Genomic DNA, 25606 nt, shown 5'->3' with positions numbered 1-25606 from the left:
CACGGGGCGTTCATGTTTCGGGGACATTAGCGAGCGGGTCCGCTCAGCGGAAGACCTCGTCCAGAATCCGGTCTCCCACCGGAACGCGGCCACATAACCGCCGGTCAGCGCGGAACCGTCCGGAACGCGAACATCTACGCGCGTTCAAGTCGGGTGACGTCCTCGCGACGCTCCGTACATCACCCGTGAACGATTGTTAACCCACCGTGAAATATGTGCCACAAAATTTTCCCGCGCGCGTGCGCGTACCGGCGCCCGCCCGCGCGCGCACGCCCTCTCCCCGCTCCGGCCCACGCCGGAGACACCGCCGTCCGCAGGAGCGAAAACGGGTCCGGCAAGGGGCTCACGCCCCGTCCGCAGGAAGGAGAACGGGTCCGGCACGAGGGCTCACCCCCGTACCGGACCCGTGACTTCCCCGGCGTCCGCCGTCGCTCACCGCATCCGGGTGGCCCACTCCTGGACCTTCTTGATCCGGTCCTGGATCTGCCCGGCCGTGGCCTCCGCGCTGGGCGGCCCGCCGCACACCCGCCGCAGCTCGGTGTGGATCACCCCGTGCGGCTTGCCGCTCTGGTGGGTGTAGGCAGACACCATCGTGTTGAGCTGCTTGCGGAGCTCCAGCAGCTTCTTGTGGGTGACCACGGGCCGGTTCTCGGCGGCCTTCTCCAGGAGGTCGGCCTCCGCGGCCGGCTTCTGGCGGCTGTGCGCGATCTGCCGGGTCTGCCGCTTCTGGAGCAGCAGCTGCACCTGGTCGGGTTCGAGGAGCCCCGGGATGCCGAGGTAGTCCTGCTCCTCCTCGCTGCCCGGGTGCGCCTGCATGCCGAACTCGGCACCGTCGTACAGCACCCGGTCGAAGACCGCGTCGGACTCCAGCGCCTCGAACGGCAGCTGCTCCTCGGTCTCCTCGTCCTCCAGCTTCTCGGCGTCCGCGAGGAGCTGGTCCTCCTCGGCGAACGGGTTCTCCTCGTCGCTGCCCTTCTTCGGCTTGTCGAGCACGTGGTCGCGCTCGACCTCCATCTCGTTCGCGAAGTCGAGGAGCATCGGAATGGTCGGCAGGAACACCGAGGCGGTCTCGCCGCGCCTGCGCGACCGCACGAAACGCCCGACTGCCTGGGCGAAGAAGAGCGGCGTCGAGATCGTGGTGGCGTACACGCCGACCGCGAGACGCGGCACGTCGACGCCCTCCGACACCATGCGCACCGCGACCATCCAGCGCGAGTCGTCATGGCTGAACTTGTCGATGTTCTTCGACGCGGCCTTCTCGTCGGAGAGGACCACGGTCGGCTTCTCACCGGTGACCGACTTGAGGATCTTGGCGTACGCGCGCGCCGACTCCTGGTCCGTCGCGATGACCAGCCCGCCCGCGTCCGGAATGCCCTTGCGCACCTCGGTCAGCCGCTTGTCGGCGGCGGCCAGCACATTGGGGATCCAGTCGCCGGTGGGCGCGAGGGCGGTGCGCCAGGCCTGACCGATGGCGTCCTTGGTCATCGGCTCGCCGAGCCGCGCGGCGATCTCGTCGCCCGCCTTCGTGCGCCAGCGCATGTTGCCGCTGTAGCTGAGGAAGATCACGGGCCGGACGACGCCGTCGGCGAGCGCGTTGCCGTAGCCGTAGGTGTAGTCGGCCGAGGAACGGCGGATGCCGTCGTTGCCCTCCTCGTACGCGACGAAGGGGATCGGGTTGGTGTCCGAGCGGAAGGGCGTACCGGTGAGGGCCAGCCGGCGGGTCGCCGGGTCGAAGGCCTCCTGGCACGCCTCGCCCCAGGACTTCGAGTCACCGGCGTGGTGGATCTCGTCGAGGATCACGAGCGTCTTGCGCTGCTCGCACCGGTTGCGGTGGAGCATGGGGCGCACGCCGACACCGGCGTACGTGATCGCGACGCCGTGGTACTCCTTGCTCACCGGCCCGGCGCTGTAGTCGGGGTCGAGCTTGATCCCTATGCGGGCCGCCGCCTCCGCCCACTGCTTCTTGAGGTGCTCGGTGGGCGCCACGACGGTGATCTGCTGCACCACGTGATGGTGCAGCAGCCATGAGGCGAGGGTCAGCGCGAAGGTGGTCTTCCCGGCGCCGGGCGTCGCGACCGCGAGGAAGTCCCGCGGCTGGTCCTGGATGTACTTCTCCATGGCACCCTGCTGCCAGGCACGCAGCTTCCCGGCGGTCCCCCAGGGGGCGCGTCCGGGAAAGGCGGGTGAGAGATGGTGGGAGGCGGTAGTAGTCACGGTCTCCGGTTCGGCACTCGGGTACGTGGGGCGCTGTCCGTACGAGCCGGAGCCGGCCCGCACGCGATACGACAACCGGGCCACCCTACCGGCGGGCGAGACCGAACCCCGTATGAACGAGCCGTCGTCGGGGGCTGCTGAGACCCTCTTCACAAGAGGCAGTCACCTGGCGAACCCGGGCAGCTGCTCCGCGATCTTGGACATCTCCAGCGCTCCCTGGCACACGTCCAGCACGAACCGCTCGGCCTCATCCACGTCGAAGTCGGCATCGAGCGGGTGACCGTTCATGTGCAGGAAAACCCAGGTCGCGTACCACGCGATGCGTTTGTTGCCGTCGACGAGCCCATGGTTGCGCGCCAGCGACTCCATGAGCGCTGCGGCCTTCTGCCACACGTCCGGATAGGCGTCCTGACCGAAAACGCTCGCCCGCGGGCGAGCCAGTGCCGAGTCGAGCAGACCGTAGTCACGAACCTCGGCCGCCCCAAGCCGTCCCGCGAGGTTCAGCAGCTCGGGCAGTGTCAGGTACTGCATCAGGCCAGCCTCCGGTTCAGCTCCTCACTGACCTTCAGCACGTGATCCGCTGCCTCGTTGAAGAGGCGCGAGTGTTCGTTTATGGCCGTGATCACCGCATCGTGGGCGAAGGACTGCATGCTTCGCCCCTCCGCCTCGGCGCGCGCACGCAGGGCGTCCAGCTCTTCCTCGGTAAACCGCAGATTCAGACCAGCCATGGACGAATGGTACCGCGTGGTACCACTCGGTGCTAAGCGTCTGTCCGCACACGTGTGGCCACCCACACCCCCACCAGCGCCACCGCCGCCATCGGCAGGAACACCACCATGAACGCCCCCGGGTGCGCCGCGGCCGTACCGCTTCCCACAGCCCCGTGCGACGCCGCGCCCACGGCCCCGCCGCCGAGCGCGGCGAACGCCGCACCGCCCGCGGCGAGCAGCAGCGCGTTGGAGAGACCGTCCGAGATCTGGAGGGCGGCCGAGTTGGCACCCGCCTCCTGCGGGGCCGACAGCTTGAGCAGCAGCACGCTCGTCGACGCGATTACCATGCCCATGCCGAAGCACCCGAAGCCCCAGACCACTGCGAGGGTCCACACCGGCACCGCCTCGATCAGCACGCTCGGCGCGCCGACTATCGCGAACGTCACCAGCACCATGCCCACGACCATGAGCACGCCCCGGTGCGGCTCCAGCCGGGGCCTGGCCAGGACGTACGAGCCGAGCGCCCAGGTCAGGCCGCCCGCGGCCAGGGAGAGGCCGGCCAGGGTCGGGGAAAGCCCGCGCTGGGTCACGAGCATCAGCGGCACGAAGGACTCCGCGACGATGAACGAGCCGGCCGACATCCCCCGCAGCAGGATCACCGCGGGCAGCCCCCGCGCGGCCCGCACGGTCCCCGCGGGCAGCAGCCCGCGCACGGCGGGCACGAGCAGCGCGGCACCCGCCACGGCGGGCACCAGCGAGAGCCACCGCAGCTCCTGGCCCGCGTACTGGAGCAGCCCGGCACCCGCCGAGATGCCGAGCGCGAGCCGGATGCGCCTCCGGTCGAACGGCTCAGCCGCCGCCTCGGCGTCCGTGGGACCGCCCGCCATCCGCCGTATCGCGGGCAGCGCGAGGCCGAGCGGCAGGAGGATGAGGACCGGGATGCCGACGAAGACCCAGCGCCACCCGAGGTGCTCGGTCACGGTCCCCGAGGCGAGCGGCCCGACCACGGACGGCACGATCCAGGCCGCCGAGAACGCCGCCATGATGCTCGGCCTGATCCGCTCCGGGTAGGCACGCCCGATGACCACGTACAGCGCGACGATCACGAGCCCGCCGCCGACTCCCTGGACGGCCCGCCCCAGGATGAAGATCCACATGCCGGCCGCCGTACCGGAGAGCAGCAGCCCGGCCCCGAACGCCCCGATCCCGGTGGCGAGCGGCGCGAGCGGCCCGCGCCGGTCGGCCCACTGCCCGGAGAGCACCATCGCGAAGAGGCTGGTCGTGAAGTACGCGGAGAAGGCGAAGGCGTAGAGCGGGATGCCGTGCAGCTCACGCGCGGCCACCGGCATCGCCGTACCGACGGCGGTCGCCTCGAAGGCGATGAGCAGCACGACGGAGACGATGCCGATGCTCAGCGCCCGGTACGTACGCCCCAGCACGCCTTCGATCGGGGCGGGTGCGGTGGTCTCCACCAGGGCAGCGGTGACCTCGGCGTCACGGGGTTCCAGGGCGGTCATGAGGCTCAGGGTAAGGGCCGCACCAGCAGGTGACCCCTGTCGGGGGACGGGTATCGGTCTCGTCCCTTGGTCGTACGACCGTGGGTGCCGCCCGGCCGCGAACGTGAACGCGGCATGGCAGTCGCGTTGCAGCGCCCCCGCCACCCTTGAGACCGGCCCCACCCCGCCCGTACGGTCGACAGCAGATCAAGAAACGCACGGCCGTGTGCCCGAGTGGTTCAGGGGCTCGACTGCAACTCGAGTTACACCGGTTCGAATCCGGTCACGGCCTCCAGCGGAAGACCCGTAAGGGAACGGCCGCCCCCATGGTGCGGGGGCGGCCTTTTCTGCGTACGAGGCGAACACCGGCAGATCGCTCAGGACTTTGTCCGCGCCTTCTGCCGGGCTCGCTCCTCGGACTCCTGGATCTCCAGGATCCGAAAGACATGGGAACTCGCCCGCTTGCGTGCGCTCCCGCTCGTGAACAGCGCCGCACCCGCGACGGCGGGGGGCACGGCAAGGAATCCGATTCCGAGGAGTTCCGGCCAGTCCCGCTCGGCGCTGCACAGCTTTCCCGCGCCTTGGCTGTACGACGTGCTCTCGCTGTCGTAGAACACCGGGGCATCGCAAGCGATTTCATCCTGAAAGTCATGCACACTAAACGGGATCAGCAGCAAGTACCCCAACCAGAGGAACAGGGCTGCGGACACCGCCATCAGACCGGCGCCCCAGCGCTGCTGCCGTCCGGCCCAACGGTCGAATTCCTGTCGGGCTGGCCATTGCATGAGAAGTCCCCCATCGGTTGTCCAACGTGCTTGTCCGGGCACAGAATCCCGCGAATCACGGGAGCATCCACCGGGCCGGTGCTGCGACGGGCCGTGGATGCGGTAAGCCCCTGGCCGCACCACTCCCTCGGCTGTGCATCGCGACCCTGCCGGTCACGCCGCACAGCCATCACGGTGCCCATGGTCACGACGAACGAGTGGCGGAGCCACACGCGACGCTCGAACCCCAGGCCTCAGGGCCCGAGCGCAGGGTCACGATCCGACCTCGCGAAGCATCTACTTCGGCGTGAGATCGGGGGACTCGGGCAGCCCCGCGTTGTTCTCGCAGCCGAGTTCCTTCACCACGGAGAGAGCCCCGGTGTGAAGGATCTCCAGATTGGCGTCACGGGTCTCGGGCGTGTCCGGGGCGTCGCTCTCCCCCACCGTGAAGCTCCCGTAGATGCGCAGCGGCTGCGCCTCCGAGCCCTTGAGCTGCGGGCTGACGCACTCGAGGTAGAGCGAGGCTCCGGTGGCCCTCGCCTCGGACCTCTTGCCCATCGTGTAGAACACCGTGCCGGCGTCGGCCCTCGGGTCCTTCACGTCCTGCGGGGCGTACATCGAAAACTTGATCTTCGCTCCGTCGCCGGCTCCGCCGCCCTTGGGGCTGAGCTCGCACAGGGCCGCCCCCGTGGCCCAGCTACGCCCGGACTCGTATCCGTCCGTCAGCGCCTCGACGACCTTGTCCCGGCCGCTGGTGCCACTGGCGAAGAACTCCGAATCCGCCGTGACCGCCTCGACCTTCTTCGCCAGGGACGCACCGAACAGGCCGCCGCAGACCTTGCCGGCCCCCACGAAGGTTTCCTCGGCGCCCTTGTCCGCCTCCGCGTCCGAGCCGCACGCCGCCAGGCCCGCCCCCGCGGCCATGACCAGGCCGACGGCGGCTGCCAGGCGCCCTGCCCGTGCCAGACCCACGATCTTCATCCCTCCGTCGATACCCATGTTCTCGTCAGCCCGTTTCCGGATCCTGGCCCTGCTGGTTCTCCCGCTGGTTACCGGTCGAGTAACCGTTCCTCATGGACTCCTTCATGTCCTGTCGGAACTCCCGGTCCTCCTTCGAGTCCCCGGTGTTGCGGCCGAGGAAGTCCTCCATGGGCGCTTCGGCCGTGGACTCGCCGGCCCGGTAGATCTTGTTCCATTCCTCCCTGGTCAGCTCCTCGGCCTTCTCCTTGCTCGCGTCGACCGAGTTGTCCGAGATGTCACCGATGAACTGTCCCGCGAGCTGCTCCAGCCCACCGCTGGCCGTGTCGGTGGCCAGGGGGATGAGCACGGCCGCCGTCCCGACCGCCGCGGTGGCAGGCAGGAAGGCGACGCCCGCGGCGATACCCGCCGCAGCACCGAACTCCACCCATCCGGAGCGCTTGGCGACGGCCTTCTCGTAGTCCTCGTGGCTCTTCATGTTGTCGGCCTGGACCTGGTCGGCCCTGGACTGGTCGAGCATGCCCTGGACCTCCGCACCGACGTGCACGGCCGATCGGGCCCCGCCCTTGTCGATCACCCCGTCGGCGTCGACCTGGTTGCCCAGCACACTCCGCGTGTACACCTCTTCCGCGGCCGAGACCGTCGCATAGGCGTCCGGGTGCTGACCGAGGGCGCTGAGGAAGCCGCGAGTGATGCTCCTGCCCTCCTCGTCGTCCGGGAACTGGATGTGGCCGTCGGAGTCCTTGGGGGCGAACACGCTGTACGGGTCGCCCTTGTCCAGCGCCCAGTTGATGTCGTCGATGTAGCCGGCGCCCATGGTGCCCAGGCTGTCGGACATCGCCTCCTGCTGCTTGAGCAGCCCGGCGTCCGCCCCGTACTTCTCCATGACCTGCTGCATGACCGCGGCGTTGTCGTCGTCCCGCACCACAGTGGCGTCCGGGTGCCCGGCCGGGTAGCCGAGCGTGGCCGACTCCAGCGCGTGGCCCAGCGCGTCGGGCATGTGGTTGAGGGAGGCTTTGAGCTCATCCTCGTCGAGCGAGTTGACGTCTCCGAACGACTCCCACTTCTCGTTGCCGAAGAAGTCGAGGTAGTTCTTTATCTCCAGCCCGTCCTTGTCCTTGCCCAGATCAGCCGTAGCACTCCGGTTGACGGTGCCGTCCTCGTTGTACGCGGTCGGGTCGTCGTTGAAGAAGTGCTTGGCCGCGTCCGGGCTGTTGCCGAGCGCCTCCAGCATGGCGGTAGTCGGGTCGTATCCCGCACCGTTGACGCCCGAGGGGTTGAACGGGTTCTTGAACGGGCTGTTCACCACCTTGTTGTCGGCGAACATGTACGGGTCCTTCTGGTGCAGCTGCGCCACGTGCTCGGCGATCGGGTTGAGGAACGACTTGTCATAGTTCCCGTACCGCATGATCCCGCCGAGCAGCTGGTATCCGTACGGCCCGTTGTAGTCGTGCTTGGCGAGCGGGATACGTTCCGTACCCATCTTGCGGAGCTCGGGGCCCCACTTCTCGCTGAATTCCTTGTCGTGGGACGCGGTGGCCAGATTGAGGCCCAGGTTCTTCTGGAGATCCTGGACGTCCTTGAGGCGCTCCTTGTCGACCTTGCCGTAGTTGTACGTGTCCGTGGAGAGCTGCCCGAAGAACGCGAGCGACTTCTCCGGGCCGAGCTTCTCGTAGAAGTTCTTGGAGAACTCGACCGACTTGCTGTTGTCGTGCAGCAGTTCGTTGAGCGCCTGGAGCTCGGTGTGCGTGATGTCGCGGCCCTTGGCGGCCAGAGCGGCGGCCCGGGCGGCCTCCTCCTGGTCCATCTTCGTGTACTTCGGGGCGCTGAAGTCCTTGCCCTCGGTGACGTTGGCCTCAAGGGTGAGCTTGAAGGTCTCGTCCGTGTCGTTGCAGGTCTCGACAATGCTGTCGATCTTCTTCTGCCAGGACGCGATGTTCGCCTTCTGCTGGCGTGCGAGCTCCGGATAGTCGGGGTCGTGAGCGCGCTGCGAGGGCGGAATGTCCTCCACGGGGTGGCGCGCGGTGACCTTGCCCTTGGCGTCGATGTGCATACCGGCCGCCGGTCCCTCGTGGTCCCGGATGTTCACGAGGTCGTCCTTGGCCTTCTTGATGGCCGTATGGGCTTCCTCGAGAATCGCCTGGACGCCCTTCGCCTCGGCCGCGGCGTCCTTGAACTCCTTGGCCGTCTTGGCTATGAACCCCTTGGTGACCCCGGCGTTCGCGCCTTCCCACTCGGCCTTGTCCGCCTTGACCTTCATGCCGTCGTTGGCGTCGTCGGCCAGCCGGTCGAGCTTGGTGACCATCTCCGACCAGTCGTCGGCGGCCGTCTTCAGTTTGGCGACGGGAGCATCGACTATGTCTTCGAACTTCAGCATTCCGCTTCCCCCGGGCCTTACTTCAGATAGTCGTTGAGCTTGGATACGGAGATGAGATCGCCACCGATCTGCACGTCGTCCTTGGAGTGGGCGGATTTCGTGTAATTGAGGTGGTTGGAAATCTGCGCACAGGCGTCGAGCAGCGTCTTCATGTGCGTCTGCCAGCGGTCGTGCACCTTCATCAGCGCGGACCCGCTGGTGAAGTTCCCGTTGGTGAGCGCGATCGCGGCGTCGAAGGTCGTCGGACGGGCGTGGTCACCGTCCTTCGACAATCGGGTGCGCACCTCGTAGGCATCGTGCCCGATGGCCCCCAGGTTGTCCTGGTTGACCGCCAGATCGGCGTTCGCGGGCCCGCTGCCGCCCTCGGCGGGGAGGCTGTTGAGCCGCATATCGACCCGCTGCGACGATTCCGCCCGAAGAGCCGCCCATTCAGCGTCGAACGACATGATTTCCCCCGTGGTCGTTTCCGGTGGCCGTCTGAAGCCACCGCTACGGCTTCAGCGACGCACACGCTAGCTGTTCGAAATCCAGTCACACACACCGGGCGCCGGGTGGTCCGGAACGGTCGGACCCGCGTGGCCTCAGGCGCCGGGGCCCTGAGGCGGGCCGCCGTAGGGCCCGTTGGGGCCCTGAGGCGGACCGTAGGCGGGGTGGTGAGGCGGCTGGGGCTGCTGGTACGCGTACGGGGCGGCCGTGGGGGCTGCCGGGGGCGCCGTGCGACGGCGGGAGCGGATGATCGCCGCCACCACGCCGAGGACGACCACCGCGCCGATGCCCAGGCCGATCCAGAGCGCGGCGTTGCCGCCCTCGTCGTCAGCGGCCGGGGCTGCGGCGGCCGGCTCGTCGCCCTTCTCCGCGCCGGCCGCCGCCTTGGAGGGCTCGGCGGAGGGAGCGGGCGAGGCGGCTGCGGCAAGGTCGGGGAGCGGGTATTCGTCGGCGGGGCCGGGGTCGCCGGGGGTCGTCAGGGCGATGCGCGGCCGGACGATGCCGTAACCGATGTCGTCCGCCCGCTCCTCCCCGGTCGTCGGCCCGCCCGCCGTGTTCAGGAGAACGCGGAGGACCTGGTTGTTGGTCCAGTCCGGGTGCTTGGACCAGATGAGGGCGGCGGAGGCGGAGGCGAGGGCGGACGCATCGCTGGATCCGTGCCCCTCGCACAGACCAGTTTCGCCGGCGCACGCATAAACCAAGTCCTCACCTGGGGCAGTGAGGTCCACCTGCGGCCCGTACTGCGACTCGCCCGTCTTCCGCAGGTCCTCGCCGATCGCTCCGACGCCCACCACTCCCGGCGTTCCAGCTGGATATTCAACGAGGTTCGCGCCATCCCCGGTATTCCCGACAGCAGCGAAGATCAGAGCATCCTTGTCGAGCGCGTACCTAACAGCTTCAGCAAGACCGGCCGATTCGGTCGCATGGCCCAAGGAGATGTTGATGACGCTGGCCCCCGCATCAACCGCGTATCTGATGGCGGCGGGAATCTCCTCGTTGAACTTCTTGTCGGCCGCCGCCTGGTTCGCGGCTTTGGTCGAGTCGGACAGTCGAACCGGAAGAATCTTCACACCAGGGGCCAGGCCGAACGCTCCGTCCCCACCGCCACTCTTCCCAGTTCCCGCGATGAGTCCAGCCATCGCAGTTCCGTGCCCGTTGTAATCCGAGTGTTCGTCGCCAGGCGACCCTGCCGCCAGATTCTTGCCGTCCAGCACCTGGCCTACGAGATCTTGGTTGGTTGCCTCGACGCCGGAATCGATGACAGCGACCGTCACCCCGCTTCCGGTGCTCGTTTTCCACATCTCTTCAGCCTTCATGGCATCGAGGTGCCACTGCTTGGACCGCACCGAGTCCGCTACTGCCGAGGCGACCGGGGTGCCCACCAGCAGCAGCCCCAACAGCACGGAGAGCGCTAGGCCTCGGCGTCCATTTACCGCTGAGTTGCTGCCGATACTGCTGGTATGCATGGGATTCCTTAGCCGAATTCCTACGGGTTAGTCGACAACCGGGGGTACAACCCGTCGGTTGTTCTGCTGCCAGGTCTCCTCGTCCTCGACGAGGTAGTCCGGCCGCTCCCCACCTTCGTCACGCCGTGAGTCCCGCGATTGAGGGTCCCGCCTCGTCGGTACTCCCCCTCGGCCAGCCATACCCCGCGCACCCTCGGCTGGGCCATTTGCCCTGACCAAACCTGCGCCACCAGGCGTGAAGGGCCGCCCGGCCACTCGTCCACCCTGCTGGGCTCGACCGACAACTCCACCTGGCTCACTCGCCAATCGACGACCACCAGTGATGCCGTTCGATCCCCCGGGAGCCCCGCCCATACCGGGGCCATGACTCATGGCTCCGCGCCCCATGGCCCCGGCACGGCCCTGAGCGTTCTCTGAACCGATCACCGTGCCCCTGGGAATGCTGCCAGTGGGGCGGCCGAGGTTTTGCGCAACCGGACGGCCTCCGGTAATTCCGTTATTCGCGGGAGGTCGAGTCGCGGGCCCCGAGCCAAGCGGTCCCGTTGTCCCTGGGACTGACGGCCGGCCCAATGGGCCCGGGCGCCCGCCGCCCGTCGTCTGTGGACCGGTAGTCCCCTGCAGAGTTGGTGGGACCAGGCCAGTTGTCGGAAGCGTGACCTGTTCCGCCTTGGAGCCGAGCACAGGACTGGGGGGCGTGACGCCTGGCGCCGGCTGAGTATTCGGCTGCGTGGCAACCGCATCAATCCCCATATCGACAGGCGCACCCACGGGAGCTGCGCCCGAGAGGCCAGCTGTCACCGGACTCACCGAGTGAGCGACCGAGCCCCGTGGAGCCTCCGTCTGCGGGCCGACCACAGAGCTGTAGCCATCGCTGGACGCACTGGCCCTCGCACCGGGAAATCCGCCGGGCTCCCTGCTGATGCTGCCTTCCTGGCTGCGTCGATCCGATTCAGGCGGAACGATGTCCCCCGGCGGCGGCGGAAACACCGGCTTCTCCAGGCCGTCCATCTGCGACGCCGAGAACGAGTACGACTGCGCCAGCCTCCGCATCTGCGCCGCCGCCTCCTGGCGGTTCGACTCCTTCGCGGCGAGCAGCGTCTCCAGGGACTTCTTCTGCACCGCCGACGCGTCCGGGTCGTTCCGCGCGGCCTGGGCCGCCTCCAGGTTCGCCTCGGCGCTCGCGTCCGTGCGCGGGATGGCGACCTGGGCGGAGGCCAGTGCGTCCGAGGCCTGGGCCAGCCACTTCGAGGCGCCCTCGCTGTAGTCGCCCAGGCGCAGCGTCGCGTTGGCCAGGTCGGCGCTCCAGGTGCGGAAGGCGTCGGCGCCCTCGCCCTTCCACTCGACCATCTGGGGGCGGACCTTCAGGTCCTCCGCGATCTTGCGGATCTCCGTTGCCGCGCTCACCAGGCGGTCCGACGCGCCCTGGATCGCCCCGCTGTTGGCCTTGTCCAGCCACGCCAGCATCGTCTCGTGGGACATGCTGTCGAAGGGCGTCCCCTGCCCTGAATCCTTGTGGTCCATCCCAGCCCCCGTCTATCCCCGCGCCGTGCCAGTGATCGTCGTCGCCATCAGATCGTCCCGGTGCTCGGCTCCGGCGAAGGCGTGGGCGGCGTCGTGTCCCCGTGCTGCTTCGCCGGCTGCGTCGGGTCGTACTCACCGCCGTAGTGCTTCTTCGCCTCGTCCGAGATCGCGAGCATGCGGCGGCGGATGTCGATGTCCAGGTTCTCGTAGCCGTTGTGCGACGCGAGGACCGCGATGCTCATGCCCTCTATGGAGTCCGACAGCAACTTGGAGAGCGACTCCAGCTCCGTGATCACGGACTGGTAGGACGTGAACAGGCTGGCGGCTTCGGCCCATTGGCTGTCGCCGCCACCGAACTGGGTGCGGACCATAGGGTCTTCGCCCAGCTTCTTGGGGCCCGCCGCCGACGTCTTGAGGTCGTCCAGTATCTCGTCGATCCGGTTGCGGAACTTGGTGAACGACGTCAGTTCGGTGGCCAGTTCGACGGCGGCACCCGCCGTGGCGACTCCCAGGACCGGGATCGCTCCCAGCGCCGCTCCGACCCCATCACTCGGCAGCACAGCACCCTCCCCGTATCCGGCTGGCCACGACTTCAGGGATCACTGTAGTCAGCACTGGTGACAGCCCGCACCCCCGGGTTGCAGGTGCAACGTGAATCACACGTCATGACTTCGCGACGGCCACCGCTGCCTGCGGGCGGATCGGGAGCCGGTTGACCGGGCGGCCGGTCGCCGCGCGGACCGCCGAGGCCACCGCCGCCGGTGAGGTCACCACCGGTACCGCCGAGGCGGCCTTGGCGCCGAAGGGGGCGACGACGTCCCGTTCCTCGATCAGTTTGACGATGCGAATGTCCGGAGCGTCCAGGGAGGTCGGAAGTGCGTACCCCGTGAGGTCCGGGTGCCGGATCAGGCCGCGGGCCGTGCGGAGGTTCTCCGTGAGGGCCGCGCCGATGCCCTGCGTGACGCCCGCCTCGATACGGGTGGCCAGCTGGGACGGGTTCAGGACCCGGCCGACGTCCTGGGCGACGGCCATCTCGACGACCCGGACCGAGCCGAGCTCGATGTCGACGTCCACCACCGCGCGGACCGCGCAGAAGGCGAGGCCGACGAAGGCGTCGCCCTGACCGGACTCGTCCAGGGGCTCCGTGGGGTGCGGGCGGCACTGGGCGGTGGCCCAGAGTTCCTTGCCGTCCATCGCCTCCGTGACCGTCGTGGACAGCACACCGTCGTACGAGGTGATCTTGCCGTCCGCGATCTGGAGGAGCTCCGTGGACATGCCGAACTTGTGCGCCAGGGGCTGGAGGAGCTGCGTGCGGACCATCTTGGCCGCGCGTTCGATCGCTCCGCCCGAGACCCAGGTGTGGCGGCCGTGCGTCGCCGGGCCCGCCGGGGGCTGGTCGGTGTCCACCGCCGCGACGTGGACCTCTTCGACCCCCAGGGTCTCCTGGACGATCTGCCGGGCGAGCGTGGTGAAGCCCTGGCCGGTCTCGACGGCCGCGCAGATGACGGTGGCGACGCCGTCGTGGACCCGGACCGTGGCCGTGGAGACCTCGTCCGCGCCCTCGGCGCCGAGCATGTGGACCATGCCGACGGCGTAGCCGACACCACGGCGTACGGCGCCGGGCTCGCCCGCGCCCTCCGGGCCGCCCGGGAGCAGCCAGCCGTCCTCGGGGGCGTCCTTGGGGAGCGCGGGCAGCGGGAAGTCGCTGAGTTCGCGGAGGAGTTCGGCGACCGGGGCCGGGCAGGTCACGGTCTGGCTGGTGGGCAGGATGTCGCCGGTGGAGAGGGCGTTGCGGAGCCGGAGCTCGACCGGGTCGATGCCCAGCTTCGCCGCCAGCTTGTCCATCTGGCCCTCGTACGCCGCGCAGACCTGCATCGCGCCCTCGCCGCGCACATGGCCGGAGGGCGGGTTGTTCGTACGGACCGCCCAGCCCTCGATGAAGGCGTGCGGGACGACGTACGGGCCGCAGGCGAAGGCCACGGCGGCGGCCAGCGATTCGGACGAGGAGTCGGCGTACGCACCCGCGTCCAGGAGGATCTGGGCCTCGACCTTGACCAGCCGTCCCTCGGCGTCCGCGTGGTGGCGGTAGCGCAGCAGGGTCGGGTGGCGGTGGGCGTGGCCGAGGAAGGACTCCTCGCGGGTGGCGGTGAGCTTCACGGGGCAGCCGGTCCGCAGGGCGAGCAGGCCCAGCGGGATCTGGAACCCGGGGTCCTCCCGGTCGCCGGTCGCCCCGGGGACGCCGGTCACGACGACCTTGACCCGCTCGGGGTCCAGGCCGAAGCAGGCGGCGGCCAGATCACGGTCGGTGTGCGGGTCGGTGGAGGCCGTGTAGAGCTCGACGCCGCCGTCGGGGCGGGGCACGGCGAGACCGGCCTCGGCGCCGATCGGCGCAGGGTCCTGGCGGCCGATGCGGTACAGCCCCTCGACGATGACCTCGCCCACGGTGTCCGGGTCGCCGTAGCGCAGCGGGATGTGGCGGATGAGGTTGCCGTCGGGGTGCAGGGGCTCCGCGGCGAAGGCCTTCTCGGGGTCGGTGACCGGTTCGAGGACCTCGTACTCGACGGTGATCGCCGCGGCGGCCAGCCGGGCGGTGTCGGGGTGGTCCGCGGCGACGGCGGCGATCGCCTCGCCGTGGTGGCGCACGAGGTCGGACGCGAACACCGGGCGGTCGACGACCCTGCGGCCGTACGCGCCGTCGCCGGGGATGTCCTCGTGCGTGACGACCGCGCGCACGCCCGGCATACCGCTCGCACCCGAGGTGTCGATCGACAGGATGCGCGCGTGCGGGTGCGGGGAACGCAGCACCGCGGCCCACAGCAGTCCCTCGGCCCACAGGTCGGCCGCGTAGGGGAACGTGCCCTCGGTCTTGGCGCGGGCGTCGGCGGGCGGCAGCGAGGTGCCCAGGCCGAGTGCGGGCGCCTCCTGGTCCGGCTCGGTGCCCTCGGGCTGCGGGTTGGTGCGCGGGGTGCTGGTCGCGGTGGCTGCGTCGCTGGTCACGCCGCCTCCTTGTCGTTCGCTCCGCTGCGGCGGCGGCTGTTGGCGGGGGTGACCGGTCGTGCGGGAGACGGCGCGGTGCTCACCGGACGTCTCCCTCGTGTGCCTGGACGCCGCCCGCTCCGGGCGCGGCCTGGTGCGGGATGCGCGGTTCGGGCTCCTCCGACGCGGTGGCCGCGGTCTCCGCCGCCGCCTCGGCGGTCGCCTCCCGGCCGGCGACGACCTCGCGTACGGCGTCGAGCACGCCCCTGTAGCCGGAACACCGGCAGAGGTTCCCGCAGAGGGCCTGGCGCGTCTCCAGCTCGCTGGGGGCGTGGTTGCCCTCCAGGAGGTCGTGGACGGTCATGGCCATCCCCGGGATGCAGAAGCCGCACTGGACGGCCCCGCACTCGGCCAGCGCCCGCTGGACGTCGGAGGGTTCGCCGTCCACCGCGAGGCCCTCGACGGTACGGACCTCGCTGCCCGCCGTCGTGGCCGCGGGGACCAGGCAGGACGCCACGAGACGGCCGTCGACCTGGACGTTGCAGGCGCCGCACTCACCCTGGGAGCAGCCGTCCTTGGCGCCGGCGAGGCCGAGGCGCTCGCGGAGCACGTACAGCAGGGACTCGCCGATCCAGGCGTCGCTGACGGGGCGGTCGGCGCCGTTCACATGGAGGACGTACGAGGCCGAGGGGTGCTGGCTGGGTACGTCCAGGGGGGCGACGGCCTCGGCCTCGCCGGGGGACGCGGGAGCCGGCTCGGCCTCGGGAGCGGCCTCGGGGTCCTGCTCGGCGGCGGGTCCGGGTCCGGCCGTCCCGGCGGCGGGTGCGTCCTCGGATGCGGGGGCTTCGGCGGACGGTGCCTCCGTCGGCTCGGCGGCCTCCGGCTCACCGGCGGCCTCCGGGGCGTCCTGGACGTCCAGGGGCTCATGGGCCTGCGGCGCATCAGCGGCAGCGGGGGCCTCGGGCGCCCCGGGGGACTCCACCGCCTCCACGGCCTCCGGGGTCTCCGGGTGTCCGGGCAGGGAGTCGTCCGCAGGGGCCTCGAAGCCGGAGGACTCCGGGGACTCGAAGCCGACGGGCTCCGGGGACTCGAAGCCGGAGGACTCCGGGGTCTCGATGCCGACGGGCTCCGGGGCGGGCTCCGGGGCCTGCGTCGCCCACGGCGCGGGCGCGCCGCCCGGCAGGGTGGCGGGGGCGGAGTCGGCGTACCAGGGGGAGGCGAGCGCCGAGGCGGCGAACTCGCCCGATTCGTCCGGGAGGTCGCCGTCCGCCACCGGGATCGTCCACTGACCGGTGTGCCCGGCGGGCTCGGGGACCGGCTCGGGCTCGGGCTCGGCCTGGGGCAGCGCCTCGGTGAAGTTCCACTGGGCCGTGGCCGAGGAGGTCGGGCCGTACTGGGAGGTGTCCGGATACGGCTGCTGGTACGGCTCGGGCTGCTGGTTCGGGTCGGGCCAGTGCACCGCGTCCGGCGCGGGCTCCGCGCTCGTGGAGTGGCCGGCCGCGCGCTCCTGCTGGCTCTGGGTCTGCAAGACCCAGCTGCCCGTCGCCGCGGGGTCGAGGCCCGCCGCCGGGGTCAGCGGCAGGATCATCGGCGGTACGTAGCCCTGGCCGGGCGCGGCCAGCGGGTCGTTCCCCAGGTTGGCGAGGTCCTCCGGGGGCAGGTGGACGAAGGCGGTCGCCTCGGCGTCGTACTCACCGCCCTGCGGGGTCGGCTGCCAGCCCGCGTACGGGTCGGGCTGCCCGTGCTGCTGCTCGGGGTTCTCTTCATTACTCACGACAGTGCCCTCCCCAGTGCGCGTCGGGCGAGCGCGGCGACCGTGCGCCGCAGGTGCAGGACTGCGGGCGACAGCGGAGGTGCCTCTCCCCCGTCGTCCGGTGGTGCCTGGTCCGGGATGCAGGCAGCCGCGACGTACTCGCCGAAGGCCGCCAGCGCGTCGGGGGCCAGGCCCCGTTCGCCGTCCCAGTAGATCAGGGAGGCGATCCAGCGTTCGGCCTCCAGGGGCCGCAGGGGCATCGGTGCGATCGCGCCGACCGCGCAGCGCACCCCGCGCCGGGCCGGGTCCAGGACGATCGCGACGGAGGCGGTGGCGCGGCCGGGGCCGGTGCGCCCGGTCGCCTTCAGGAAGACCTGGGGGGCGTGCAGCAGCGGCACCCGGACGAAGCCGATCAGCTCGGCGGGTTCGAGCATCTCGCGCCCGGCCAGCAGGTGCGAGACGGGCATCTCGCGACGTGCGCCCCCGGGGCCCGCGATGACGAGCTCGGCCTCCAGGGCCGCCAGCACCGGCAGGGCGTCGCCGGTCGGCGCGGCGGAGGCGATGTTGCCGCCGAGCGTCCCGGCGTTACGGATCTGGGGCGGTCCCGCGGCGCGCGCGGACGCGGCGAGCGCGGGGATGAGGGCGGCGAAGTCGGGCCGTCCCATGCGCGCGTGGGTGAGACCGGCGCCGAGCAGGGCGTGGCCGTCCTGGTAGTGCCAGCCGCGCAGCTCGCTGATCCGGCTCAGGCCGACCAGCCCCGAGGGCCGCAGGAGGCCCTTGTTGACGGCCGCCATGAGGTCCGTGCCGCCGGCCACGGGAACGGCGGCGGGCATGGCGCCGAGAGCCGCCACGGCCTCGTCGAGCGAGGCCGGCAGCGTTACCGACCGCATCGCCTGCGGTGCGTGCGTGGTCAACCCAGCTGCCCCTTCCCGGTGTCCCGGCAGTCCCGCCTGTCCGCCGTACGGTACGTGCTCACGGCCGGGACGTGGCAACTCTGGCACATCTTCCGGGCGCTGCGACGCGAGGGTCCGCGAAGGGTGTTTCCGTCCCCGACCAGGGGAAAAGTCAGCTTTGCCAGAGCTTCGGCCCGGCGCACGAAATGCCACTCTTCAGCGAGTTCGTACGACTTATTCTCTTCCCCCGGTCCGGGCGTGGGACGGAAGTCACACGGCCGGGGGCGGTCCCTCGATCGGGCGACCCTGGACGCCCGGCCGCCGTTGCCACGGACGCGGTCCCGTCGGCGGACGGTAGTCCACCCCGAGGGCGTCGAGCCGGGCGTAGTGCGTGTTCATCCGCCGTTCGAAGTCGGCGAAGTCCCGCTCGCCGGAGGCCGGGAGGCAGGACCACGCGACCTCGGCGAAGGCGGCGAGCCTCGGGAAGACCTGGTAGTCGACGCGGGCCCTGTTCTGCATGACCTCGGTCCAGACGTTGGCCTGGGTGCCCATGACGTGCCGGGCCGCCTCCTCCGAGAGGCCCGGGGGCAGGGGCTCGAAGCGGTAGACGTCCTCCAGGGTGCGGACGTAGCCGATGGGCATCGGCTCGTCGGGGCCGCCGTCCTGACGGTAGTCCAGGTACACCTGCTGCAGGGGGCACATCACGACGTCGTGACCGGCCTCGGCGGCGGCGATCCCGCCCGCGTACCCGCGCCAGGACGTCACGGCCGCTCCCTCGGCGAGGCCGCCCTCCAGGATCTCGTCCCAGCCGATGAGGCGGCGTCCCCGGCCGGTGAGCCAGCGGTCGAAGTGCCGGATGAACCAGGACTGGAGTTCGTCCTCGTCGGCCAGGCCGAGTTCGGTCATGCGGGCCTGTGCCGTCGGCGACGCCTTCCACTGGTCCTTCGGGCATTCGTCGCCCCCGATATGGATGAACGGCGACACGTCGGCGGGGAACAGGTCGAGCAGTTCCTCGAAGACCCCTTCGAAGAAGCGCAGGGTGTTGTCAGTGGGGGCGAGTACGTTCGGGTTGACCCCCCAGGTGTCCCACACGGAAAGCGCGGAGGTGTCGATGACATCGGTGTTGCCCAGCTCCGGATACGCGCTGATGGCTGCCTGCGAGTGGCCCGGGATGTCGATTTCGGGGACGACGCGGATATGCCGCTCGGCGGCGTACGCCACGATTTCGCGGATGTCGTCCTGGGTGTAGAAGCCGCCGTGCGGTGTCTCGTCCCACAGTTCCGAGGCGCGGTGGCCGTATTTGGTGCGTGCGCGCCAGGCTCCCGTCTCCGTGAGCCGGGGGTGGCGCTTGATCTCGACGCGCCACCCCTGGTCGTCGGTGAGGTGGAAGTGGAAGACGTTCAGTTTGTGGGCCGCCAGCAGATCGAGCATGCGCAGCACGTCGTCCTTGGGCATGAAGTGCCGTGCCACGTCGAGCATCAGCCCGCGCCAGCCGAAGCGGGGGCCGTCCTCGATCTCCGTGTACGGGATGCCCCGCTGCGTGCCGGGGCTGACGGGCGCACGGCGGAAGGCCTCGGGCCCCAGGAGCTGACGCAGGGTCTGCGCGCCCCAGAACACCCCGGCCGCGCTCCCTCCGGTGATGCGCACGCCCCAGGTGGGCGACACGCCCAGCCGGTATCCCTCCGGCTCCAGGGAGGGATCGATACGCAGCTCGACGGTGTTCCCGCCCTCGCCCGTCCCGGGGGCGAGCGGCAGCCCGAGGGCGGCCTGGAGGGTGGTGCGCAGCCAGCGCTCCGTGCCCTCGGTGCCGGGGCCTGCGGTGAGCGTGGTGGCGGCGTCCAGGACGAACCCGCACCGTCCGGGGTCACCGGTGTGCAGGGGGGCCGGAATCAGTTCGTGCATGTCAGTCCTTTACCGCTCCGCCGAGTCCGGAGACCAGGCGCCGCTGTACGAGGACGAAGAAGACCAGTACGGGAATGGTCATCACCGTCGAGGCCGCCATGATCCCTCCCCAGTCGTTCTCGTCGGGTTTGAAGAAGACCAGCAGCGCCATGGGAAGCGTCGACTGGGAGGTGTCGCTGATGATGAACGATTTCGCGAACAGGAAGTCGTTCCAGGTCGAGATGAAGGAGAAGACACTCGTCGCCACGAGGCCGGGGAAGACCAGCGGGAAGAGGATCTGCCAGAGGAAGCGGGTGCGGCTCGCCCCGTCGATGTAGGCGGCCTCCTCCAGTGCGTCCGGAACGGCCTTCACGAAGCCGCGCAGCATCCAGATCGCGAAAGGCAGCGAGAAGGCGAGGTGCGGCAGGATCAGCGATCCCAGGGTGTTCAGCTGGCCGAAGTCCCGCATCAGGAAGAACAGCGGGATGGTCAGCGCCTCGACCGGCACCATCTGCGCCACGAGAAACATGATGAGCAGGGTCGTGCGGAACTTGAAGCGGAATCGGGTGACGGCCGTCGCGGCGAGGAAGGCGATCAGCGCGGAGGCGATGACGACGGTCCCGGCGACGATCAGGCTGTTGAGGAAGTAGCGGCCGAATTCCTGCTGTTCGAAGACCCTGCGGAACGAGTCGAGGGAAGGGGCGAGGGTCCAGGGGCGCGCCTCGGTGGACTGGATCTCCCCCGCCGGCTTGAAGGCGGAGAGCACCATCCAGTACAGCGGGAAGGCGACGACGACGGCGATGAGCAGGGCCGCGGCCTCCGCCGCCAGCCTCCCCGGCCGGCGGACGCGCAGAAGCGTGCGTGCGCTCACAGTTCCTCCCCCTGGCGCCGTACGAGGCGCAGATAGACCAGCGTGACGGCGAGCAGGATCACCAGCATCACGACGCCGATCGCCGACCCGAGGCTGTACTGCGAGGACGCGAACGCCTTCTGGTACGCGTACACGTTGAGCACGAGGTTCTGGCCGGCGATGCCGCCGCCGTTGGTCATGACGTAGATCTGGGTGAAGACCTTGAAGTCCCAGATGACCGACTGGATGGTGACGACGACCAGGATCGGCCGCAGCATCGGGGCCATGACCGAGCGCCAGATCCGCCACTGCGAGGCTCCGTCCAGCGACGCCGCCTCCAGCACCTCGGCGGGGATGGCCCGGATGCCCGCGTAGACGGTCACCATCACGAACGGGAACGAGCACCAGAGCACTTCGAGGAGCACCAGGGCGAAGGCGCTGTAGCGCCCGTAGGTCCAGGAGAAGTCGCCGAGCCCCAGCACCTTGTTGACCGGGCCGAAGTCCGGGTCGAAGAGGAAGACCCAGACGGTGGAGCCGGTGATCGCCGGGGTCGCCCAGGCTCCCAGCGCGGCCAGCATGAGCGCGAGCCGGGGCAGGGCACGGATCCTGGTCAGCAGGACGGCCAGGGCGCAGCCGGTGAACAGGGTGGTGACCACGCAGGCCGCGGCGAAGAGCACGGTGGCCAGCAGCACCTGCCAGAACTGGCCGTCGCCGAAGAGCGTGGCGTAGTTGCCGAAGCCCTGGAAGGTGGTCGGTTCCCCACCGCTGACCTGCGCCTGGGTGTACTCCAGGAAGGAGATCAGGCCCAGCTGGTAGATCGGGTAGACGAGGAGTCCGCCGAGCAGGGCGAGCGCGGGCAGCAGATAGAGCCAGGGGGTCCAGCCGGAGCGCCGCGCGGGTGATGCCGGGCGGCGCCGGGGCGCGCGGGCGGTCGTCCCGCTCGCCCCGGGCCTTTCGGGGGCCTTGTGGAGTGTGGTGTCCGTGGTCATCCTCAGCCCGCTTCGGCGAACGCCGCGTCCATCTTCTTCGCCGCGTCGTCCGAGGCGGCGTCCACGTCCTTACGGCCGCTGACGATCTCCTGGAACATGGTCGGCAGGACCAGGGAGGCGTCGATCTGGCCCCAGGCGGGGGAGGCGGGGACGAACTTGGCTCCCGCGCCGAGCGATTCGACGAAGGGGCCGACGAAGGGCTCCTTCTCCGCCGCGGTGTCCAGCACGTCCGTGTAGGTCGGCAGGAAGCCCATCGCGTCGAACATCTTCGCCTGCGTCTTCTTGCCGGCGAGCGACTTCATCAGGTCGACGGCGAGGGTGCGGTGCGAACTGCTCTTGAGGACACCGATGTTGTTGCCGCCCGCGAACGCCGGGGCGATCGAGTCCTTCTCCACACCGGGCAGCGGCACGACGGCGTACTTGCCCTTCACGGCGCCCGCCTCGACGGCGGCGTGGCTGAAGTCGCCGCCGATCGCCATGGCCGCCTTGCCGGACGCGAAGGCGGTGACGGTCGCGTTGCCGCCCATGGCCGCGCACTTGGCGGCCGGGCAGTTGTCGTCCCCGAAGAGCGAGGTGTAGGCCTCGATGCCCTCCCGGGCCTTCCCGCTGTTGATGGCGGACCTGTAGGTCACCCCGGTCTCCTCGGCCAGTTCGCCGCCGCGCGCCCAGATGAAGGGCATCGCGCCGTAGGTGTAGGCGCCGCCGACCGCGAGGCCGTAGAGGTCCGGCTTCTTCTTGTGGATCTTCCTGGCGGTGGAGATCAGTTCGTCCTGGGTCTTCGGGGGCTCGATGCCGAGCTCGTCGAAGACGTCGGTCCGGTAGTAGAGCGCCCGTACGCCGACGAAGAACGGCGCCCCGTACACCTGGCCGCCGACCGTCACGGACTGCTTCGCGGTCGGGTCGGTGTCCTTGGCCTCGCCCCAGGCGGAGAACTCCTTGCTGACGTCGGCGAGTCCGCCGTCCTTCACATAGCCGGCGGTGTCGGTGTTGCCGTACTCGATCAGGTCGGGGGCGCTCTTCGGGTCGTTGAAGGCGGCCTTGATGCGCTGGGCGCGGGTGTCGACGGGTATGTACTCGACCTCCACCTCGGCGCCCTCGTGGGCCTTCTCGAAGTCGGCGACCGCGGCGTCGACGACCTTCTCCTTGGGCTTGTTGCCGACCTCCTGGAAGAGCCAGACGCGGAGGGTGCCTTTCTTCTCGTCCCCCTCCGCACCGGTGTCGGAGGTCCCCGGCGCGCAGGCGGTGGCGGTGAGGCCCGCCAGCACAAGAGCCGCGGCCGGGGCGGCGATTCGGGCAGAAAGCTTCATCCGGGACCCCTACCGGTCATTCGTTGCATTCCTTGCAACGGTCGTTTCGTTCTGCACAACTGGCAGGAGACTAGGGGGGTGTCAGGGCGCTGACAAGTGGTCTCTACCACTCTGTGACCACGTGGTGCGGTCCGTGCAACGCACCCTTCCCGCCCGCCGCGCACCGGGACGCCCCCGGGCATGCGAACGGCCCCCGGGGTACGCGTCGCCGCGCACCCCGGGGGCCGGGGTCAGGTCCTGAAAAGAGAGGAAGAAATAAGAGGCCCGCGGGCTACTTCTTGCCGCCGTCCTTGCCGCCCTTGCCCTTGTCGCCACCGGCGCCCATGGACTCGTAGATCTCCTTGCACATGGGACAGACCGGGTACTTCTTGGGGTCGCGCCCCGGGACCCAGACCTTGCCGCACAGTGCCACCACGGGAGTGCCCTCCAGGGCGCTCGCCATGATCTTGTCCTTCTGGACGTAATGGGCGTAGCGCTCGTGGTCACCGTCGCCGTTCGACACCTGCGGCGTCGGCTCTACGAGGGTCCCCGTACCTGCCCCGCGCTCGGGCTCAAGAGTGCTCATAACTGCCAAGCGTACTGAAAGCTCCGGGCATCAGTTCAGCGAAGGGTCGTCCGGATACGTCGCGATCATCGCCAGTTCGCTGCGCTGGCGGCGCAGAACCGCCCGCCAGAGGTGCTCGGGGCGCGGCGAGGAGACATCGCCGGGCTCCGACTCGACGACGTACCAGGCGCCGTCCGTGAGCTCCGTCTCCAGCTGGCCGGGTCCCCAGCCCGCGTAACCGGCGAAGATCCGCAGCGAGCCGAGTGCCGCGGCGAGCAGCTCCGGAGGCGCCTCCAGGTCCACCAGACCGATCGCCCCGTGCACCCTGCGCCACCCCAGGGGACCCTCGTCGCCGGGGATCACGGCCACGCCCAGCGCGGAGTCGAGCGAGACGGGGCCGCCCTGGAAGACGACATCGGGCTCACCGGTCAGGCCGGCCCAGGACGCCAGGATGTCGCCGACACCGACCGGGGTCGGGCGGTTGAGGACCACACCGAGAGAGCCCTCCTCGTCGTGGTCGAGGAGCAGCACCACCGCGCGGTCGAAATTCGGGTCCGCGAGGGCGGGCGCGGCCACGAGCAGCCGCCCTGTGAGCGAGGACACCTCCGTCATGGCACAGATGATCCCGCATCTTCGCCCTCCGCGGGGACCAAGTGACGCGCCCGGTCCCGCCCGGCGCCTCGCCGCAGCTCAGGGCGCACGAATCCCGCACGGACGCACAGGGAGCGCACGGCCGGCGGTCGGCGGGAGGTGCCGTACGGACGGTGACCCTCCGCAAGGCACGGGAAGCAGAACGTGTTGTGGCGAATTCATGACGTTCGTACGGACCCCCGCTCCTTACGGAAGGGGGGTGGAAGCCCATTACCCTTTTGATGGCCCCCTGCCCGACCACTCCGGAACGCGAGATACATGACCGGCACAGACGATGTCCTGCTTGTCCACGGCGGCACCCCGCTGGAGGGCGAGATCCGCGTCCGAGGCGCCAAGAACCTGGTGCCGAAGGCAATGGTCGCCGCACTGCTCGGCAGCGGGCCCAGCCGGCTCCGCAACGTGCCCGACATCCGCGATGTGCGGGTGGTCCGGGGGCTGCTGCAGCTGCACGGCGTGACCGTCCGCCCCGGTGACGAGCCGGGCGAACTCATCCTCGACCCCTCGCACGTCGAGAGCGCGAACGTCGCCGACATCGATGCCCACGCGGGCTCGTCGCGCATCCCGATCCTCTTCTGCGGCCCGCTGCTGCACCGCCTCGGCCACGCCTTCATCCCGGGCCTCGGCGGCTGCGACATCGGCGGACGGCCGATCGACTTCCACTTCGAGGTGCTCCGCCAGTTCGGCGCGACCATCGAGAAGCGGGCCGACGGCCAGTACCTGGAGGCCCCGCAGCGGCTGCGGGGCACGAAGATCCGGCTGCCGTACCCGTCGGTGGGCTCCACCGAGCAGGTGCTGCTGACCGCCGTCCTCGCCGAGGGCGTCACCGAGCTGTCCAACGCGGCCGTCGAGCCGGAGATCGAGGACCTCATCTGCGTACTGCAGAAGATGGGCGCGATCATCTCCATGGACACCGACCGGACCATCCGGATCACCGGTGTCGACAAGCTGGACGGTTACACCCACCGGGCGATCCCGGACCGCCTGGAGGCGGCCTCCTGGGCGTCGGCGGCGCTGGCGACCGAGGGCAACATCTACGTCCGCGGCGCCCAGCAGCGCTCGATGATGACCTTCCTCAACACCTTCCGCCGGGTCGGCGGTGCCTTCGAGATCGACGACGAGGGCATCCGCTTCTGGCACCCGGGCGGCGCGCTGAACGCCATCGCCCTGGAGACCGACGTGCACCCCGGTTTCCAGACCGACTGGCAGCAGCCCCTGGTGGTGGCGCTGACGCAGGCCGCGGGCCTCTCGATCGTCCACGAGACGGTCTACGAGTCCCGGCTCGGCTTCACCTCGGCGCTCAACCAGATGGGTGCGCACATCCAGCTCTACCGCGAGTGCCTCGGGGGCTCCGACTGCCGGTTCGGGCAGCGGAACTTCCTGCACTCCGCGGTCGTGTCCGGCCCCACGAAGCTCCAGGGCGCGGATCTGGTCATCCCCGACCTGCGCGGCGGGTTCTCGTACCTGATCGCCGCACTGGCGGCCCAGGGCACGTCCCGGGTGCACGGCATCGACCTGATCAACCGCGGCTACGAGAACTTCATGGACAAGCTGGAGAAGCTCGGCGCCAAGGTCGAGCTGCCGGGCGGCTCACTCGTCTGACGCACCGCCCGACGCGCTCCGGCGCGCGCACAGTGCTGCCGCACACAGCATTGCGCGACCCCGCACCACAGTCCGCCGCCCCGGTCCCCCGCGAGGGACCGGGGCGGCGGACTTCTGCCGTTCCGGGCTCCCCACGAGCGCGCGCCCGTCC

At 70.0% G+C, this 25606-nt stretch carries 21 protein-coding genes and 1 tRNA gene; 3 read left to right on the top strand and 19 right to left on the bottom strand.

Annotated features, from left to right (window positions below; translation table 11 throughout):
* Positions 1-432 precede the first annotated feature (432 nt).
* From AMK10_RS07695 to AMK10_RS07680, 4 genes are all read right to left on the bottom strand, one after another.
* Positions 433-2214, bottom strand: a complete 1782-nt coding sequence (locus AMK10_RS07695) for a DEAD/DEAH box helicase (RefSeq protein WP_073747979.1) — start codon at positions 2212-2214, stop codon at positions 433-435.
* 162 nt (positions 2215-2376) lie between these two features.
* A complete protein-coding gene (locus AMK10_RS07690) occupies positions 2377-2745 on the bottom strand; it encodes a type II toxin-antitoxin system death-on-curing family toxin (RefSeq protein ID WP_073746297.1) in 369 nt (122 codons plus the stop codon).
* Positions 2745-2942 (bottom strand): Arc family DNA-binding protein, encoded by a 198-nt coding sequence (locus AMK10_RS07685; RefSeq protein WP_073746295.1) that lies wholly within the window; start codon positions 2940-2942, stop codon positions 2745-2747. Before AMK10_RS07685 ends, AMK10_RS07690 begins: the two co-directional genes overlap by 1 nt.
* 32 nt (positions 2943-2974) lie before the next feature.
* Positions 2975-4441, bottom strand: coding sequence for an MFS transporter (locus tag AMK10_RS07680; RefSeq protein WP_073746293.1), 1467 nt, complete (start codon positions 4439-4441; stop codon positions 2975-2977).
* 199 nt (positions 4442-4640) lie between these two features.
* Between AMK10_RS07680 and AMK10_RS07675 the strand changes: the two genes are divergently transcribed.
* Positions 4641-4715: transfer RNA gene (locus AMK10_RS07675), tRNA-Cys, on the top strand.
* 82 nt (positions 4716-4797) lie between these two features.
* Here the strand turns inward: AMK10_RS07675 and AMK10_RS07670 are convergent.
* From AMK10_RS07670 to mycP, 5 genes are all read right to left on the bottom strand, one after another.
* Positions 4798-5205, bottom strand: coding sequence for a hypothetical protein (locus AMK10_RS07670; RefSeq protein ID WP_073746291.1), 408 nt, complete (start codon positions 5203-5205; stop codon positions 4798-4800).
* Positions 5206-5481: 276 nt separating this feature from the next.
* Positions 5482-6165 carry a hypothetical protein gene (locus AMK10_RS07665; protein WP_241839498.1) on the bottom strand — a complete coding sequence of 228 codons (684 nt, stop codon included), beginning with the start codon at positions 6163-6165 and terminating at the stop codon, positions 5482-5484.
* A gap of 25 nt (positions 6166-6190) precedes the next feature.
* Positions 6191-8539, bottom strand: a complete 2349-nt coding sequence (locus AMK10_RS07660; RefSeq protein ID WP_073746289.1) for a hypothetical protein — start codon at positions 8537-8539, stop codon at positions 6191-6193.
* A 17-nt stretch (positions 8540-8556) separates the two neighbouring features.
* Positions 8557-8985: a hypothetical protein gene (locus tag AMK10_RS07655; RefSeq protein ID WP_073746285.1), complete on the bottom strand. Its 429-nt coding sequence runs from the start codon at positions 8983-8985 to the stop codon at positions 8557-8559.
* A gap of 135 nt (positions 8986-9120) precedes the next feature.
* Complete coding sequence (gene mycP, locus AMK10_RS07650; RefSeq protein ID WP_073746283.1) at positions 9121-10491, bottom strand: type VII secretion-associated serine protease mycosin; 1371 nt, start codon at positions 10489-10491, stop codon at positions 9121-9123.
* Between the two features lie 961 nt (positions 10492-11452).
* On the opposite strand from mycP, the gene AMK10_RS36525 reads away from it, so the two are divergent.
* Positions 11453-11755, top strand: a complete 303-nt coding sequence (locus AMK10_RS36525; RefSeq protein ID WP_079180645.1) for a hypothetical protein — start codon at positions 11453-11455, stop codon at positions 11753-11755.
* Positions 11756-12059: 304 nt separating this feature from the next.
* Here AMK10_RS36525 and AMK10_RS07640 read toward each other — a convergent pair whose 3' ends face one another.
* The 10 genes from AMK10_RS07640 to AMK10_RS07595 all read right to left on the bottom strand — a co-directional run bounded on the left by AMK10_RS07640 (position 12060) and on the right by AMK10_RS07595 (position 23817).
* Positions 12060-12572, bottom strand: coding sequence for a hypothetical protein (locus AMK10_RS07640; protein WP_073746279.1), 513 nt, complete (start codon positions 12570-12572; stop codon positions 12060-12062).
* 103 nt (positions 12573-12675) lie between these two features.
* Positions 12676-15009 carry a xanthine dehydrogenase family protein molybdopterin-binding subunit gene (locus AMK10_RS07635; RefSeq protein ID WP_073746277.1) on the bottom strand — a complete coding sequence of 778 codons (2334 nt, stop codon included), beginning with the start codon at positions 15007-15009 and terminating at the stop codon, positions 12676-12678.
* A gap of 79 nt (positions 15010-15088) precedes the next feature.
* Positions 15089-16762: a 2Fe-2S iron-sulfur cluster-binding protein gene (locus AMK10_RS07630; RefSeq protein ID WP_073746275.1), complete on the bottom strand. Its 1674-nt coding sequence runs from the start codon at positions 16760-16762 to the stop codon at positions 15089-15091.
* The gene (locus AMK10_RS07625; protein WP_073746273.1) at positions 16759-17655 is read right to left on the bottom strand and encodes an FAD binding domain-containing protein; all 897 of its coding nucleotides are present in this window, start codon (positions 17653-17655) and stop codon (positions 16759-16761) included. The genes AMK10_RS07630 and AMK10_RS07625 overlap by 4 nt, the downstream gene beginning before the upstream one ends.
* A gap of 249 nt (positions 17656-17904) precedes the next feature.
* On the bottom strand, positions 17905-19536 hold the full coding sequence (locus AMK10_RS07620; RefSeq protein WP_073746271.1) for a beta-N-acetylhexosaminidase: 1632 nt from the start codon (positions 19534-19536) through the stop codon (positions 17905-17907).
* 1 nt (position 19537) lies between these two features.
* Positions 19538-20386 (bottom strand): carbohydrate ABC transporter permease, encoded by an 849-nt coding sequence (locus AMK10_RS07615; RefSeq protein WP_073746269.1) that lies wholly within the window; start codon positions 20384-20386, stop codon positions 19538-19540.
* On the bottom strand, positions 20383-21354 hold the full coding sequence (locus AMK10_RS07610) for a carbohydrate ABC transporter permease (protein ID WP_073746267.1): 972 nt from the start codon (positions 21352-21354) through the stop codon (positions 20383-20385). Before AMK10_RS07610 ends, AMK10_RS07615 begins: the two co-directional genes overlap by 4 nt.
* 2 nt (positions 21355-21356) lie before the next feature.
* Positions 21357-22661, bottom strand: coding sequence for an extracellular solute-binding protein (locus AMK10_RS07605; protein ID WP_073746265.1), 1305 nt, complete (start codon positions 22659-22661; stop codon positions 21357-21359).
* A gap of 271 nt (positions 22662-22932) precedes the next feature.
* Complete coding sequence (locus tag AMK10_RS07600) at positions 22933-23226, bottom strand: DUF3039 domain-containing protein (protein ID WP_073746263.1); 294 nt, start codon at positions 23224-23226, stop codon at positions 22933-22935.
* 30 nt (positions 23227-23256) lie between these two features.
* Positions 23257-23817: a YqgE/AlgH family protein gene (locus AMK10_RS07595; protein WP_073746261.1), complete on the bottom strand. Its 561-nt coding sequence runs from the start codon at positions 23815-23817 to the stop codon at positions 23257-23259.
* A 297-nt stretch (positions 23818-24114) separates the two neighbouring features.
* Here AMK10_RS07595 and murA point away from each other — a divergent pair, with 297 nt between their 5' ends.
* Positions 24115-25455, top strand: coding sequence for a UDP-N-acetylglucosamine 1-carboxyvinyltransferase (murA, locus tag AMK10_RS07590; RefSeq protein ID WP_015608864.1), 1341 nt, complete (start codon positions 24115-24117; stop codon positions 25453-25455).
* Positions 25456-25606: the final 151 nt, after the last annotated feature.

The sequence above is a fragment of the Streptomyces sp. CB02058 genome (assembly GCF_001905505.1).
Classification (GTDB): domain Bacteria; phylum Actinomycetota; class Actinomycetes; order Streptomycetales; family Streptomycetaceae; genus Streptomyces.
Note: the sequence above shows the minus strand (reverse complement) of the source record. Positions and strands in the feature narration are given on the sequence as shown.